The 16022-nt window shown below is 67.3% G+C and carries 15 protein-coding genes; 11 read left to right on the forward strand and 4 right to left on the reverse strand.

Annotation, left to right across the window (positions count from 1 at the left end):
- Window positions 1-679: BspC domain-containing protein (locus tag B551_RS26445; protein ID WP_023263587.1), on the forward strand; the 679-nt coding region annotated here is incomplete at its 5' end.
- 54 nt (window positions 680-733) lie between these two features.
- On the opposite strand, the gene B551_RS04820 is transcribed toward B551_RS26445, so the two are convergent.
- Window positions 734-1903 carry a M14-type cytosolic carboxypeptidase gene (locus tag B551_RS04820; RefSeq protein ID WP_006577997.1) on the reverse strand — a complete coding sequence of 390 codons (1170 nt, stop codon included), beginning with the start codon at window positions 1901-1903 and terminating at the stop codon, window positions 734-736.
- 98 nt (window positions 1904-2001) lie between these two features.
- Complete coding sequence (yaaA, locus tag B551_RS04825; protein WP_006577998.1) at window positions 2002-2799, reverse strand: peroxide stress protein YaaA; 798 nt, start codon at window positions 2797-2799, stop codon at window positions 2002-2004.
- A 38-nt stretch (window positions 2800-2837) separates the two neighbouring features.
- On the opposite strand from yaaA, the gene B551_RS04830 reads away from it, so the two are divergent.
- Together B551_RS04830 and B551_RS04835 are read left to right on the forward strand one after the other, a co-directional pair.
- Window positions 2838-3371 (forward strand): putative toxin-antitoxin system toxin component, PIN family, encoded by a 534-nt coding sequence (locus B551_RS04830; protein WP_023263588.1) that lies wholly within the window; start codon window positions 2838-2840, stop codon window positions 3369-3371.
- Between the two features lie 52 nt (window positions 3372-3423).
- Window positions 3424-4587: a pyridoxal phosphate-dependent aminotransferase gene (locus B551_RS04835; RefSeq protein WP_023263589.1), complete on the forward strand. Its 1164-nt coding sequence runs from the start codon at window positions 3424-3426 to the stop codon at window positions 4585-4587.
- 195 nt (window positions 4588-4782) lie between these two features.
- Here the strand turns inward: B551_RS04835 and B551_RS04840 are convergent, their stop codons facing one another.
- Window positions 4783-5424, reverse strand: a complete 642-nt coding sequence (locus tag B551_RS04840) for a glutathione S-transferase (RefSeq protein ID WP_006578001.1) — start codon at window positions 5422-5424, stop codon at window positions 4783-4785.
- A gap of 162 nt (window positions 5425-5586) precedes the next feature.
- On the opposite strand from B551_RS04840, the gene B551_RS04845 reads away from it, so the two are divergent.
- From B551_RS04845 to B551_RS26845, 7 genes are all read left to right on the forward strand, one after another.
- Window positions 5587-7110, forward strand: a complete 1524-nt coding sequence (locus B551_RS04845; protein WP_023263590.1) for a 3-hydroxyacyl-CoA dehydrogenase — start codon at window positions 5587-5589, stop codon at window positions 7108-7110.
- A 59-nt stretch (window positions 7111-7169) separates the two neighbouring features.
- Window positions 7170-7949 (forward strand): oxepin-CoA hydrolase, alternative type, encoded by a 780-nt coding sequence (locus tag B551_RS04850; RefSeq protein ID WP_006578002.1) that lies wholly within the window; start codon window positions 7170-7172, stop codon window positions 7947-7949.
- A 39-nt stretch (window positions 7950-7988) separates the two neighbouring features.
- The gene (locus tag B551_RS04855; RefSeq protein ID WP_006578003.1) at window positions 7989-9074 is read left to right on the forward strand and encodes a phosphotransferase; all 1086 of its coding nucleotides are present in this window, start codon (window positions 7989-7991) and stop codon (window positions 9072-9074) included.
- Window positions 9075-9336: 262 nt separating this feature from the next.
- Window positions 9337-10323, forward strand: a complete 987-nt coding sequence (locus B551_RS04860; RefSeq protein ID WP_006578004.1) for a tripartite tricarboxylate transporter substrate binding protein — start codon at window positions 9337-9339, stop codon at window positions 10321-10323.
- 94 nt (window positions 10324-10417) lie between these two features.
- Window positions 10418-10612: an oxidoreductase-like domain-containing protein gene (locus B551_RS04865; RefSeq protein WP_006578005.1), complete on the forward strand. Its 195-nt coding sequence runs from the start codon at window positions 10418-10420 to the stop codon at window positions 10610-10612.
- On the forward strand, window positions 10609-11532 hold the full coding sequence (locus B551_RS04870) for an NAD-dependent protein deacetylase (RefSeq protein ID WP_006578006.1): 924 nt from the start codon (window positions 10609-10611) through the stop codon (window positions 11530-11532). The genes B551_RS04865 and B551_RS04870 overlap by 4 nt, the downstream gene beginning before the upstream one ends.
- Window positions 11533-11726: 194 nt before the next feature.
- Window positions 11727-13529: a hypothetical protein gene (locus tag B551_RS26845; protein ID WP_216599689.1), complete on the forward strand. Its 1803-nt coding sequence runs from the start codon at window positions 11727-11729 to the stop codon at window positions 13527-13529.
- A gap of 71 nt (window positions 13530-13600) precedes the next feature.
- Here B551_RS26845 and B551_RS04880 read toward each other — a convergent pair whose 3' ends face one another.
- Window positions 13601-14533, reverse strand: coding sequence for a LysR family transcriptional regulator (locus B551_RS04880; protein WP_023263592.1), 933 nt, complete (start codon window positions 14531-14533; stop codon window positions 13601-13603).
- 193 nt (window positions 14534-14726) lie between these two features.
- On the opposite strand from B551_RS04880, the gene B551_RS04885 reads away from it, so the two are divergent.
- On the forward strand, window positions 14727-15989 hold the full coding sequence (locus B551_RS04885) for an acyl-CoA dehydrogenase family protein (RefSeq protein WP_006578008.1): 1263 nt from the start codon (window positions 14727-14729) through the stop codon (window positions 15987-15989).
- Window positions 15990-16022 lie beyond the last annotated feature (33 nt).

Raw genomic sequence — 16022 nt, forward strand, 5'->3', positions numbered from 1 at the left:
CGCGCCCGCACCGCGCGGCGCGACCTCGTACTCCGACAAGCAGGCGGTACCACCGCCGGACAACGACAACTCCCCGACCAAGACCGTGACGCTGCCGCCCACCGGCCGCGTCAGCCTGGCCGAATACCGTGCGCAGATGCGCCAGCAGCTGATGCGCAGCGAGAACGCCAGCGCCGACGTGGCCGACTGCGCCGCGCACGCGAGCTGGGTGGTGCCGCGCTCGGCGACCTACGACGCGCTGCGCATTCCGACCGGCGCGCTGGCCTCGGGCCAGGCCTCGGTCGAAAGCTGGGAAGGCCGCTTCTCGCGCGGCAAGCAGGCCGTGCCGGTCACCTCGGTGGTGACCTTCTCCGCCGCCGCGCATCGCCGCAACGGGCAATCGGGCCAATCGCGCTGGGACCCGGTCAAGGTCCGCTGCGGCTATGACGACGGCATGATGCTGGCCTACGAACTGCTGGACGACGACGGCGACATCATCGTCGAACCGGCCGCCAGGCCGGCCGTCAGCGTGGCACCGCGCAATGCCACGGCCAACAAGGGCCGCAAGGCCAAGGCAACCAGGTCCAGCCGTTCGGGCAAGGCCACGTCGGCCAGGTCGTCGGCCAGCACGAAGAAGGCCGCGGCGAAGTCGACCTCTTCCAGCAAGTCGACGAAAAAGACCAGCAAGCCGTCGCGCTGACCCTGCCGCGCCGCATCGCGGCGGCATCACCGCCGCCTTGCGCGGCGGCGTCGCTCAGTCCAGCTGCGCCAGGATCGCCTGCAGCATCGCCGCGCCCAGCAGCGCGCTGCGGGCGCCGTTCCAGCCGACCTCGGGCTGCGGCAGGTCGGCATTGTCCTTGAACGGCATCTCCAGCGTCAGCGACAGGCAGCCGAACGCGTGGCCGATGTACTTCGAGGCCAGCTTCAGCGCATCGGCGTTGTACTTGCTCGCGGCATAGCCATGCACGTCCTGGAAGTCCGGCGTGGCGCGCTTGAACGCCTCGACGAAACGCGCCTGCGCGACGCGCTGTGACTCGGTGAAGCTCGGCAGCATCTCGCTGCCGGCGATGAAGTTGTAGGGCAGCCCCTCGTCGCCGTGGATGTCGAAGAACAGGTCGCAGCCGGTCGATTCGATCGCGCGGCGCACGTGATAGACCTCGGGGCTGGATTCGAGGCTCGGCGCCATCCATTCGCGATTCAGGTTGGCGCCGGCCGCGTTGGTGCGCAGATTGCCGAGCGCCGAGCCATCCGGGTTCATGTTCGGCACGATATGGAACACGGCCTTCTGCAGCAGCCGCTCGGCGACGCCGTCGCCCGCCCAGATGCCGGTGCCGGTCAGCCGCTGCAGCACGCCCTCGACGAACCATTCGGCCATGGTTTCGCCCGGATGCTGGCGCGCGATCATCCAGATCGTCTTGCGGCCGTCATTGCCACCGTCACTGGCACCCTCGGGCGGCGCGCCGATCGTCACCACGGTCATGTCGCGGCCCTGCACCGTGCTGCCCAGATGCGTCAGCCGCGCGCGCGGCGAACGCTGGCAGGTGCCCAGCAGCGCCAGATGGCGCTCCTCGGCATACGGCTCGAAATAGGCCAGCCAGACGCTGTCGTGGGCCGGCGTGAATTCCACCGTCATCACCTGGCCGTCGAAGCGCGTCGGCACGCGGAACCAGTGCACGCGGTCATACGAGGCCACCGCGCGGTAGTCGCGCCAGCCGTCCGGATAGGTGCAATCGCCGGCATTCAGGAACTGCAGCCGGCAGGCCTGGCCGGCCGCGCCATGCAGCCCGAAATGGAACCACTGGCGGAAGTCGGCATGCGAATCGGCGCGGATGCGCAGCCGGATATCGTCGGCGCGATCCAGCGCCTCGACTTCGATCGCGCCGGAATCGAACCGGCTGGAGATATGCAGCGCTGCGGTCTTCATGTCTGAGCCTCGCAAGACGAATTCGTTTTTTGGCCGGCACCGTGCGTAGCCCATCGGACCATCGGACCATCGCCCCGACGCACCGGGCGCACGCGTCGTCAGTCTTCCAGCCGGCGGCGGAACACCCAGCGCGTCGCGTCGGACGCCTTCGCGTCGTAGGCGTAGCCGTCCTCCGCGAATTTCTTCAGGCCGGCCGCATCGGTGATGCGCCGGGTCACCGCGAAGCGCGCCATCGTGCCGCGCGCGCGCTTGGCGTGGAACGAGATGATCTTGTAGCGGCCGCCCTTCCAGTCCTCGAACACCGGCGTGATCACGCGCGCGTCCAGCACCTTGGGCCGGACGACCTTGAAGTATTCCTCGGAAGCGAGATTGACCAGCGTCGGCGCGCCCTCGCCCTTCAGCGCGGCAAGATCCTTGTTCAGCAGCTGCGTTACGTCGTCGCCCCAGAACGCATACAGATCCTTGCCCGCGTCGTTGGCCAGCCGCGTGCCCATCTCGAGGCGATACGGCTGCATCCAGTCCAGCGGCCGCAGCACGCCGTACAGGCCCGACAGGATGCGCAGATGGCGTTGCGCGAAGGCGAGGTCGTCGTCCGACAGGCTCGGCGCGTCGAGTCCCTCGTACACATCGCCATTGAAGGCCAGCGCCGCGGGCTTGCTGTTGCGCGCGGTGAATTTGGGCGACCAGTCGGCATAGCGGGTCGCGTTCAGCACCGCCAGCTTGTCCGAGATGTCCATCAGCGTGCCGATTTCCTGCGGCGCCAGCGCGCGCAGACGCTCGATCAGCTGCGCCGAACGCGGGATCAGCCGCGGCAGGTGGCTGGCATTGAGCGGGGGCCGGACGCGCGGCGGCGTCTCGTAGTCCAGCGACTTGGCGGGCGACAGAACGATCAACATGGCAGAATGCGGCAGAAACAAAGTCCAGATTGTAACGAATGCTCAACCCCTCTACCGGGCCGGACACCGCTTCCGGCACCGAATCCTTTGCCGATGGCGCATCGCCGCCGCCCGCCGTTTCCGCCCCCCGCGTGGTACTGGACTCCAACGTCTGGATCGACCTGCTGGTCTTCCGCGATCGGCATGCCGAGCCGATCCGCAGCGCGCTGCAGGATGGCGCGATCGCGCCGCTGATCCGCGCCGATTGCCGCGAGGAATTGCGCCGCGTGCTGGCCTACCCGCAGTTCGCCCGCTTCGAGGTCGATATCGACGAGGCGCTGGCCACCGTGGACCGGCTGACCACCGCGGTCGCACCGCCCTGCCCGGCGCAGGCCGAGGCGATCCGGCTGCCGCGCTGCCGCGACGGCGACGATCAGAAATTCATCGAGCTGGCGCACTTCGCCGGCGCCGATTGCCTGGTGTCGAAGGACAAGGCGGTGCTCAAGCTCGCGGGCCGGCTGCGCCGCAGCAGCGGCGTCGCGGTGCTGACGCCGCAGGCCTTCGCGCCGTGGCTGGCCGCGCGGGCGCGCTAGAATCGCCCCGGCTTTTTCACCTGCAACCGATTGACGACTGATCCTTGACGCCATGTCCGCCGACGCCCCGCTCCGCCCTCCCCCGTCCCGCCTGCCCAACGTGGGCACCACCATCTTCACCGTGATGTCCGCGCTCGCCGCCGAGAAGAATGCGGTCAACCTGGGCCAGGGCTTTCCGGACTTCGACTGCGATCCGAAGATCGTCGACGCGGTCACGCGCGCGATGCAGGGCGGCCTGAACCAGTACCCGCCGATGGCCGGCGTGCCGAAGCTGCGCCAGGCCATCGCGGACAAGATCGGCAAGCTCTATGGCCGCGCCTACGACGCCGACAGCGAAATCACGGTGACCGCCGGCGCGACACAGGCGCTGCTGACCGCGATCCTGTGCGCGGTCCATCCGGGCGACGAAGTGATCGTGCTGGAGCCGTGCTACGACAGCTATCTGCCGGCGATCGAACTGGCCGGCGGCAAGCCGGTGCCGGTCACGCTCGACGCGCCGCACTTCCGCATTCCGTTCGACCGCCTCGCGGCCGCGATCACGCCGCGCACGCGCATGATCCTGATCAACACGCCGCACAACCCGACCGGCACGATCTGGCGCGAGGAAGACATGCGCCAGCTGGCGGAGCTGCTGGCAGGCACCGATATCCTGCTGCTGTCGGACGAGGTCTACGAGCACATGGTCTACGACGGCCAGTCGCATCAATCGGTGGCGCGGCATCCGGAACTGGCGCGGCGCAGCTTCGTCGTGTCGAGCTTCGGCAAGACCTACCATGTGACCGGCTGGAAGGTCGGCTATGTCGCCGCGCCAGCCGCGTTGATGGCCGAATTCCGCAAGGTCCACCAGTTCAATGTGTTCACCGTCAATACGCCGGTGCAGCACGGCCTGGCTGACTACATGGCGGACCCCGCGCCCTATCTCGAATTGCCGGCCTTCTACCAGGCCAAGCGCGATTACTTCCGCGCGGGGCTGGCCGATACGCGCTTCAAGCTGCTGCCGTCGGACGGCACGTATTTCCAGTGCGTCGACTATTCGGCGATCTCGGAGATGAGCGAGGCGGACTTCGCGATGTGGCTGACACGCGAGATCGGCGTCGCGGCGATTCCGGTGTCGGCGTTCTATTCGCAGCCACGCGAATCGGGCGTGGTGCGATTCTGTTTCGCCAAGCGGGAAGAGACGCTGGCGCTTGCGCTGGAGAGGTTGCGCAAGCTGTGAGATAGCGCGCGCGGGCGGCGCGAGGCGGCCGCCCGTTACCCTCTCCCCCGCCCCTCTCCCGCAAGCGGGAGAGCGGAGAAAACCGGTACGGTGACGACGAGCAGCGCAAGCACTCGCCGGCCGGAGGTGTTCCCCTTCTCCCCGTCAGGGGGAGAGGGTTGGGCAGAGGGGGTGGTTTCGAAGCGCCCTGCCGCCTTACTTGTTCCGGCTCAGCATCAACTCGGTATTGGCCTTGCGGTCCGCATTGACCTTCTGCACCGTCGGCCGCTCGCTCATCCGCTTCAGATAGTCCTTGACCGGCAGGTCGGCCAGCATGTCCGTGCCGTAAATGATCTTGGTGCACGCCGACACCAGCGGCAGATGGACCACCGCGGCGCAGTCCGCCAGCGTGAAGCTGTCGCCGGCCACATACGGCGAGAACTTCGCCAGTTTGGCGAAGGCGGGAATGTAGCGGGTCAGCAGCTTCTGCTGGCGCTCCTTGACCCCGTCGCTGACCTTGCCACCGAAAAACGCCTCGGGATAGAGCTCCCGCACGGTCAGTTCCAGATACAGTTCCATGTAGGTGACCAGCTCGCGCACCTTGCCGGCGGCCAGCGGATCGGCCGGCAGCAGCGGGGTCTGCGGATACGCGGCCTCCAGGTATTCGGCGATCACCTCCGATTCGCACAGCGTGCCGCCATCGGCGACGATGTACGGCACCTTGCCCAGCGGCGAGGCGTTCAGGTCCGTCTCGCCGATCCAGGCCAGCACCTCCTCGAACGGCACATTCTTTTCCAGCAGCGCCAGCTTGACCTTGTTGTAGTAGTTGCTGGCGGCAAAGCCGCAGAGCTTCAGCATCGGTATGTCTCCTTTGTTGTGCTGCGTTCTCCCGGACGGGATCGGTGGCCGTGCCCCGGCTTGTCTGGCCGATCAGCGCACGCGCCTGCGCGGCAGTGCTCACGCAACGAGTGCAAAAACCGCACGAGCGTGCTAATTTAACCACAACTTTTTGGAAGCACGATGAGCACTTTGACTATCGACACCCTCGGCATCGTAGGCACCGGCGCAATGGGCCGGGGTATTGCCCAGATCGCGGCGCAGGCCGGCCTGACCGTCCGCCTGTTCGACACCAATCCCCAGGCCGTGGCCGCCGCCCGGCAGTATCTGCAGGACACGCTGGCCAAGCTGGCCGACAAGGGCAAGATCAGCAGCGACGATGCCGCCGCCACGCTGGCGCGCGTGCAGCCGTGTGGTGCGCTCGAGGAGATGGCCGATTGCGACATGGTGCTCGAGGCCATCGTCGAGCGGCTCGACGTCAAGCGCGATCTGGTTGCCAAGCTCGAAGCGATCGTCCGTGAGAACGCGGTGATCGCGTCGAACACGTCGTCGCTGTCGATCACCGCGATCGCGGTCGGCGCCAGGCATCCGGGCCGCGTCGTCGGCTATCACTTCTTCAACCCGGTGCCGCTGATGAAGGTGGTCGAGGTGATCGACGGCCTGTCGGGCGATCCGGCCGTCGGCGATGCGCTGATGGCGCTGTCGCGCCGCATGGGCCATACGCCGGTGCGCTGCAAGGACATGCCCGGCTTCATCGTCAACCATGCCGGCCGCGGCATGAACATCGAAGGGCTGAAGGCCGCGCAGGAAGGCGTGGCCGAGTTCGCCGACATCGACGCGATCATGCGCGAGCAGGCGGGCTTCCGCATGGGCCCGTTCGAACTGATGGACCTGACCGGTCTCGACGTGTCGCACCCGGTGATGGAGTCGATCTACAACCAGTTCTACCAGGAGCCGCGCTACCGCCCGTCGCCGATCACGGCGATCCGCCAGGTCGGCGGGCTGCTGGGCCGCAAGACCGGCGCGGGCTTCTACCGCTACGCCGATGGCCAGAAGCAGGTCCCCGCCACCGCGCCGGTGCCGAGCGCCCGGCCGGTCAGCGTCTGGGTCAGCCGCGACAGCGAGCGCGGCCATGCGATGGTGGTCAAGCTGCTGACCGCGATGGGCGCCACGCCCGAGGGCGGCAACGCCCCGTCGGCCGATGCGCTGATCGTGGTCACGCCGCTGGGTCTGGACGCCACCACCTGCGCGCTGCAGCAGGGGCTGGACGCGAGCCGCGTGGTCGCCATCGACACGCTGCTGCCGTTCGAGGCCACCAAGCGCCGCACGCTGATGACGACGCCCGCCACCAGCGTGGCGATGCGCGACGCCGCGCACGGCCTGTTCGCCAGCGACGGCGTGCCGGTCACGGTGATCCGCGACTCGGCCGGCTTCATCGCCCAGCGCATCGTCTCGTGCATCGTCAATATCGCTTCCGATATCGCGCAGCAGCGCATCGCGACGCCGTCGGACATCGACCTCGCCGTCAACCTGGGCCTCGGCTATCCGAAGGGCCCGCTGGCGCTCGGCGATGCGATCGGCCCGCAGCTGGTGCTCGAGGTGCTGCGCAATATGGAGCGGCTGACCGGCGACATGCGCTACCGTCCGAGCCCGTGGCTGTGGCGCCGTGCCAGTCTGGGCCTGTCGCTGCTGACCGAGGAAGCCTGACGCTTCCGGCCGCCCCCCCGGACTTTCTTCCATCCACCACGCCACCGAGCCGAGCCGCCATGCCTGCCCAACTGCTGTCCGAACGCGTCGATGCGACGCTGGTGCTGACCATCTCGAATCCGGAAATGCGCAATGCGCTCGGCCCGGAGATCTATCTCGCAACGAAAGAAGCCCTGCAGGCGGCCGAGCAGGACAGCAGCATCCGCTCGGTGGTGCTGACCGGCGCCGACGGCATGTTCTGCGCCGGCGGCAACCTGAACCGGCTGCTGGGCAACCGCGCGCAGCCGCCGCAGGTGCAGGCCGACAGCATCACGATGCTGCACGCCTGGATCGAAAGCCTGCACGCGTTTCCGAAGCCGATCATCGCGGCCGTCGAGGGCGCGGCCGCGGGCGCGGGCTTCTCGCTGGTGCTGGCCTGCGATTTCGTGGTGGCGGCCAGCAATGCCAAGTTCGTGATGGCCTACGTCAAGGTCGGCCTGACGCCGGACGGCGGCGGCTCCTACGAGCTGGCGCGCGCGCTGCCGCGCCAGCTGGCCTCCGAGCTGCTGATCGAGGGCAAGACCGTCGACGCGCAGCGGCTCGCGCAGTTCGGCCTGGTCAATCGCGTGACCGAGCCGGGCGAGGCGCTCGGCGAAGCGCTGCGCCTGGGCCAGTCGCTGGCGGCGCAGTCCTCGCATGCAATGGGCCGCATCAAGGGCCTGATCAACCAGGCCGGCACGCTGTCGCTGAACGCGCATCTGGCGCAGGAGCGCGAGAACTTCGTCGCCGCGCTGCATCACCCCGACGGCGGCGAAGGCATCAGCGCCTTCCTGGAGAAGCGCAAGCCGACCTATCGTTGAAGCCGCACCGATCCCGATAAAAAAGATACCGGAGACAGCATGAGCAGCAATCTTTCCCAGTTCGAGGGCACGCGCCCGGTCGCCGACCAGCAGCGCTTCGATACCGCCGCGCTCGAGGTCTGGCTGCGCGACCATGTCGAGGATTTCGCCGGCCCGCTGACCGTCGAGCAGTTCAAGGGCGGCCAGTCCAATCCGACCTTCAAGCTGATCACCCCGGGCCGCACCTACGTGATGCGCGCCAAGCCGGGCCCGAAGTCGAAGCTGCTGCCGTCGGCGCACGCAATCGAGCGCGAGTACCGCGTGATGGCGGCGCTGGCGAATACCGACGTGCCGGTCGCGCGGATGTACGCGCTGTGCGAGGACGAGGCCGTGATCGGCCGCGCCTTCTACATTATGGAATACGTCAACGGCCGCGTGCTGTGGGACCAGTCGCTGCCGGGCATGAGCACCAGCGAACGCGCCGCGATCTACGACGAGATGAACCGCGTCATCGCCGCGATGCATACCGTCGACTACCAGGCCATCGGCCTGGGCGACTACGGCAAGCCCGGCAACTACTTCGCGCGCCAGATCGAGCGCTGGACCAAGCAGTACAAGCTGTCCGAGACCGAGAAGATCGACGCGATGGACGCGCTGATGGACTGGCTGCCGCACCATATCCCCGAGGAAGACCAGGACCTGACCAGCATCGTCCACGGCGACTACCGGCTCGACAACCTGATGTTCCACCCCACCGAGCCTCGCGTGCTCGCGGTGCTGGACTGGGAACTGTCGACGCTGGGCCATCCGATGGCCGACTTCGGCTACCACTGCATGAGCTGGCATATCGCGCCGGGCCAGTTCCGCGGCATCGCGGGGCTCGACTACGCCGCGCTCGGCATTCCGGACGAGGCGACCTACCGCCGCATGTACGAGCAGCGCACCGGGCGCCAGATCACCGGCGACTGGAACTTCTACCTGGCCTTCAGCATGTTCCGCATCGCCGGCATCCTGCAGGGGATCGCCAAGCGCGTGGTCGACGGCACCGCTTCGTCCGCGCAGGCGGTCGACGCCGGCAAACGGGCCCGGCCGATGGCCGAGATGGGCTGGCAGTACGCGCAGAAGGCGAAGCAGCGGATCGCCTGAGCCCGGCACCGGCGACCAAGGCTGGCCTGACAAGGGTCGGCGCGGCGACAAGCCGTGCCGGCCTTTTTTGTTGTGCGGAGCAAAGCTGGCGCGGGCGCCATATTGTCTGACGACATATAACAGACGGGGCTACTGGACCCCCGGGATTTCCCTGAACCCAGCAAAATTTCGCCGCTTTCCCGCTGGACGGCGTGCATTCCGGCTTTTATGATGGCGACCATTGTTGTATGACGACTGACAAATAACCCGTTCCGGAGACATCATGCAAACACGCCGCCGCTTCCTCAAGCTCGCCTCCACCGCCGCCCTCGCCGCTGCCTCTACCACGCTGGTGGCGCCTACCCTGGCAGCCGATACCTGGCCGAACCGGCCGATCCGGCTGGTGGTGCCCTATCCCGCCGGCGGGTCGTCGGACATCATCGCCCGCCTGATCAGCAAGCAGCTGGGCGAGGCGCTGGGCCAGCCGGTGGTCGTCGACAACCGTCCGGGCGCCAACGGCAACGTCGGCGCCGCCTTCGTGGCGCAGTCCGGCGGCGACAACCACACGCTGCTGCTGTGCGACGTCGGCGCGCTGGCGATCAGCCCGTCGGTCTACACCAAGCTGACCTTCGACCCGGCCAAGGACCTGAAGGGCGTCAGCATGCTGGCCTACTCGCCGCACATGCTGGTGGTCAACCCGTCCGTGCAGGCCAATACGCTGAAGGATCTGGTCGAGATGTCCAAGCGCGGCGAGCTGAATTTCGCCGTCACGGCGATCGGCAGCGCCCCGCATCTGGCCGGCGTGGCCGTGCAGCAGGCCACCGGCGCCAAATGGCAATACGTGCCGTACAAGGGCGGCGCGCAGGCGATTGCCGATACGGTCGGCGGCACCGCGCAGGTGCTGATGAACGGCATGCTGGCCACGCTGCCGCATGTGCAGAGCGGCAAGCTGAAGGCGATCGCGGTGTCCAAGCGCACGCGCATGCCGCTGGTCGGCAACCTGCCGACGATCGCCGAACAGGGCGTGGCCAACTTCGAATCGGGCACGTGGCAGGGCGTGATGGCGCCGGCCAGGATGCCGGACGCCGCCGTGACGCGCCTGAACGCCGAGCTCGTGCGCATCATCCGCTCGCCCGAAGTGCGCGCGCAGCTGGCCGGCCAGGGCGCCGAGGTGGTGACAATGACGCCCGCCGAGACGAATCGGTTCTTCGCCACCGAGAAGACCCGCTGGGCCGCGGTGGTCAAGCAGGCCGGCATCAAGCTCGACTGACGGCTGTCACAGGCCTGCGGGCCCGTGGCGTCACGGGCAGCGTCGGGGCGTCAAGCGTATACTGGCCGTTGCTATAGGTTTTCGCCCGTTCGCTGTGTCCGCCCCCACTCCCCACGACGCCCACGACGATCCCCGCCCGCTGCCGCCCAACCGGCCCGACGACGACGCCTGCTGCGGCAGCGGCTGCAGCCCGTGCATCTTCGATTTCTACTACGAGGAAATGGAGCGCTACCGGCAGGAGCTGAAGGACTGGCTGGTGCGGCATCCCGAGCAGGCATCCTCGTCGTGACCGCCCAGATGCCGGGCGCAGCCGCCCCGATTGCCTCCTCGATTGCCTCCTCGATTGCCTCCTCGATCGCAACCGACGGTCCGCCGCATGGCGATGCCGAGGCGCTGATCGACTTCGTGCGCCGCCACCCGAGGCTGCTGGTGCTGACCGGCGCCGGCATCAGCACCGACTCGGGCATCCCCGGCTACCGCGACGCCGATGGCAACTGGCGTGCGAGCACGCCGATCCAGCACCGCGAGTTCCTCGAATCGCACGCGCGCCGGCAGCGCTATTGGGCGCGCAGCATGGTGGGCTGGCCGATCATGTCGCGCGCCTTGCCCAACGACGCGCATCGCGCGCTCGCCCGGCTGCAGCAGGCCGGGCATGTCGAGGCACTGGTCACGCAGAATGTCGACGGCCTGCATCAGGCCGCCGGCAGCACCGGCGTGATCGAACTGCACGGCAGCCTCGCCTCGGTGGTCTGCCTGGCTTGCGGCGAACGGCATCCGCGCGCCGAAATCCAGCGCGAACTCGAAGCGGCGAACCCCGCCATCGCCGGCCTGTCCGCCGTGCCGTCGGCCGACGGCGACGCGCATCTCGAGCCCGACGATCTGCACGGCTTCACGGTGCCGCACTGCCGCCGCTGCGCCGGCGTCATCAAACCCGATGTGGTGTTCTTCGGCGACTCGGTGCCGCGCGATCGCGTGGCCGCGGTCCACGAGGCATTGCAGCGCGCCGATGCGCTGCTGGTCGTCGGCTCCTCGCTGATGGTCTTTTCCGGATACCGCTTCTGCGTCGCCGCCGCGCAGGCCGGCAAGCCGGTGGTTGCCATCAATCTCGGCCGCACCCGCGCCGACCCCCTTCTGACGATGAAGATCGCCGCGCCCTGCGGCGCCACGCTGACGCGCCTCGACGCCACGCTGCGCAACATCGCCGCCTGACTTCGCTGCCAATTCGATACGAATAAGTCGCAAATCGGAAACGGCCGTAAACCATCGACAGTTGAGATACCAATTCGGTAGCAGCATGTGACGCGTCGTTGGTTGTGGCGCGGGGTCGACAGCGAATGTTCGTCGCGACAGCGCCCCGTCCTCGACGTACGAACCGTCCGCGCGCCCTGGATGCCATGCCGGCCATGGACGTCGAATCCATCCTGCCCGAGGGAATTACCATGCCCGTCTCCTACCTGACTTCGATGCCGACCCAGCAGTCCTATGCCGCCAAACCCTTGTTCGAATCGCAACTGCATTTCCCGGAGCTGACCGCCGAACAGCTTCCCGCCTTTATCGAGAACGCCGAACGGTTGCTGCTCCAGGAAAAGCGAATCAAGCTGTCGGTCAATGGAACCCCCCTGCCGCTGGCGGAGATGGTGGGCAATAGCAATGACCGGGAGGGCGCAGTCATTCTCACGGGCATCGCGGAAGCCCTGCCCCGCGCCTTCGAGAATCATTCTGACGTCGAGGTTCGCGATCTGGCGTTTTATGAAGCAGCGGGCCTGATTGCCAGCCCAGCGTTCTGGGAGGCAACCGAAGACGCGATGAAAGCGACGCTGAACCTGGGCACCACGGGCGGCGACATCCGCCTGCACGACGCGGCGCAGCTGGGAATGAATGTCACGCTGGCCAAGGATGGGAAAAGCCTTGAGTGCCATATCAGCGCCACCTGGAAAGAGTTCACCGCCGGTGCGAAGTGGCACGCCATGACCGGTCTTGAACCCGTGATGAAGGCGGACGTGCGGATGCGGATCCCGCTGAAGCGAAAAGGCGGTCAGCAGCAATTGCAGCCGACCTTCGTTTATCTGCACGCCAACAGCCCTGTCCCTGAAATCGCCAGCAAGCTCAAGGAACGGAAGACCACGCTGGGTCAGGCCCTTCTCAACGCGCTGGCCAGCCTTCCGCTGCTCGGTCGCCTGTTCCGGGGCGTGCAGATCAAGGTGTGTGTCGGGGAAAACTTCCGTGGCCATGGGCTCGCCTGCATGCCGGCCGATCTGGGCGACAGAGACTGGATCGGCCGGGGACATGACAGGCGTCTGGGACACCATCTCGCCGCGTGCACCCACATCACCGCAAAACGGCTGACGCACCGGCCAAACGCGACCCGGCACCTGACTCGCGCCATGGCCGCGGCGCAGGTTAACGCCAACGAAGTGGCTCCGCTGAAAGTCCTGTTGGCTCACCGGGCACCCGAATTGAGAGTCAAGGCCAACATGGTGGAACGCCTGGACCATTGGGCGTTCCAGCGTGGGCTCAACGATCCAGCAGCAAACGAGATTGCCGGCCAGCCGCCGCAGGAAGTGCCGGCGCGCCCGCTCGATGTTCCGCCGCCGCCCGATGAGGTGCCGCCGATCGGCCCGACCGTCGAGGCGCTTCAATCCCAGCTGCAAGAGTTCCAACAAACCTTGGAGGCTGAACGGAGCGCACGGCAGCAGGCGGATACCGAACGCGATGGATTGCGCTCGGAAACGGAGAAGCTGAGGGTGCAACTTGCGGCCCTGCAGGAAGAGCGATTGCAGCTGACTGGGGAACTCGAAGAGTTGAACGCGAAATTCATGAAGACGCATACCGCGCTGATGGCGACGCGAAGCCCGCTCGTCTCCATGCCGCATAGCCTGGACGGCGGCCCCATCCCCAACGGAATCGTCAGGAACCGGGCACAGTCAATCTCGAACCAAAGAAGCACGAGACCCGCGGCGCCTGGCGCCAATACGTCAACCACGACGCGCACAGCCGCGATACAGGCTACACCGGTGGCTCCGACTACGACCGAGGCTCGGGCTACGACCGAGGCTCGGGCTACGACCGAGGCACCGGCTACGACCGAGGCACCGGCTACGACCGAGGCGCCGGCTACAACCGAGGCACCGGCTACGACCGGCACATCCGCTACATCGGCGACAACCGCCACGACAGGCACGACGACGTCCACGGATGACGCATAGCAGGCCGGGTGAACCGCTTCTTGCCGCCTTGCGCCAGATGGCCGCCGCCCGGCGGCAATGGCGGACGCTCGTCAGCTCGCGACGTCCGCCATACCCGTGCCCAACTCTCCGATCACCGCCCCCAACTGCTCCCGCAACCACCGATTCGCGCCGTCATTCTCGCCGCCAGCATGCCAATACAAGTGCAGCTCCAATGACGGCACCTTGAACGGCAGCGTCAGCAGGCGGTTGCCATACGCCTCGTTGGCGATGCGCGCATAGCGCAGCGGCAGCGTCGCCAGCAGGTCGGTGCAACTGACGATGCGGCACGCGGCCGCGTAGTGCTGGCAGCGCAGCCGCACCCGCCGCGTCATGCCCATCCGGTGCAGCGCCTGGTCCTCCAGCCCCGCCCCCCGCCGCCGGGACGACACGTGCACGTGCTCGGCGGCCAGATAGCGCTCCAGCGTCAATTCCTTCTTCACCAAGGGATGGTCGCGCCGGGCCAGCACCACCATCGGGTCGGCCATGAACTGCGCGTGGTGGATCGCCGGCGAGACCGGCAGCAGGATATCGATCGCGGCATCGAGCGTGCCGGCCAGCAGCTCCGATTCCATCTCGCGGCGGTCGAAGCGGACCGCCGCGATGTCGACGTGCGGCGCCACCGCGGCGACGCGCGACATCAGCGGCGGCAGCAGCGTCGATTCCAGCGCATCGCGCATGCCGATGGTGAAACGCCGCACCGTCGCGGCCGGATCGAAATGCGGCGTGTCCTGCAGCGTCCGCGCGAACGACTGCAGCGCGGTGCGTACCTCCCCGGCCAGCGAGCGGGCCAGCGGGGTCGGCGCCATGCCCTGCCCGCGCCGCTCGAACAGCGGGTCGTCGAACAGCGTGCGCAATCGGCCGAGCGCATGGCTGACCGCCGGCTGCGTCAGGTTCAGCTGCCGGGCGGCCGCCGTGATGCTGCCTTCGGTATAGATGGCGTCAAACACGACGAACAGGTTCAGGTCGATGCGGGAGAGCTGCATGGCGGCGATTGTGTCATGGAATGCAGCAGATTGATACCATCGAATCCAGAAAATTCATTTTTCATATTCCATCGATTCGGATAGAGTGGCCTCAGTCGGCGTATATCGCGCCCGCCCGCCGTCTGTCCGGTCCGCCCTCACGCGGTCCGGCAGCCCCGGCGGGGCCAAATCGCAGGGGTTGTGAGGAGACACCATGGATTTCGAATACTCGCCCAAGGTCAAGGAAATGCGCGCCAGGTTGCTGGCCTTCTTCGACCAGCACATCTATCCGAACGAGAAGCGCTTCCACGCCGAGATCCAGGCCAACCGCAAGGCCGGCAACGCCTGGGTGCCGAGCCAGCTGATCGAGGAACTGAAGCCGCTGGCGCGCGAAGCCAGCCTGTGGAACCTGTTCCTGCCGCGTTCGAAGCGCGCGCCCGAAGGACTGTCGAACCTCGAATACGCGACGCTGTGCGAGATCATGGGCCGCGTGCCCTGGTCGCCCGAGGTATTCAACTGCGCGGCGCCCGACACCGGCAACATGGAGACGCTGGAGCGCTACGCGTCCGAGGAACTGAAGGACAAGTGGCTGGAGCCGCTGCTGCGCGGCGAGATCCGCTCCGCCTTCCTGATGACGGAACCGGACGTGGCGTCCTCCGACGCGACCAATATCCGCTGCAGCATCGAGCGCGATGGCGACCACTACGTGATCAACGGCACCAAGTGGTGGTCGTCGGGCGCCGGCGACCCGCGCTGCAAGGTCTATATCGTGATGGGCAAGACCAATCCCGATGCGGGCCGCCACGAGCAGCAGTCGATGATCGTGGTGCCGGCCGACACGCCGGGCATCACCGTCAAGCGCCATCTGCCGGTGTTCGGTTATGACGACGCGCCGCACGGCCACATGGAGATCGAGCTGAAGAACGTGCGCGTGCCGGCGGACAATATCCTGCTGGGCGAGGGCCGCGGCTTCGAGATCGCGCAGGGCCGCCTCGGCCCGGGCCGCATCCACCACTGCATGCGCAGCATCGGCGTGGCCGAGCGCGCGCTGGAACTGATGTGCAAGCGCAGCCTGGAGCGGGTCGCGTTCGGCAAGCAGATCGCCCGCCATGGCGTCACGCAGGAGCGCATCGCCGAGGCCCGCTGCGAGATCGAGATGGCACGCCTGCTGACGCTGAAGGCCGCGTACATGATGGACACGGTCGGCAACAAGGTCGCCAAGGCCGAGATCGCGATGATCAAGGTCGTCGCGCCCAATGTCGCGCTGAAGGTCATCGATTGGGCGATCCAGGTGCACGGCGCCGCCGGCGTGTCGGAAGACTTCCCGCTGGCCTCGTGGTGGGCGCACCAGCGCACGCTGCGTCTGGCCGACGGTCCGGACGAGGTGCACCGCAACGCGATCGCCAAGCTGGAACTGGCCAAGCACATGAGCCTGAATCCGGACGAGATCCAGATGCCGGTCACGCGCGGCGGCTGATGCCGTCGTCACGATAAAAAACACCCCGCGGCC

This window comes from Cupriavidus sp. HPC(L) (assembly GCF_000307735.3).
Lineage (GTDB): Bacteria > Pseudomonadota > Gammaproteobacteria > Burkholderiales > Burkholderiaceae > Cupriavidus.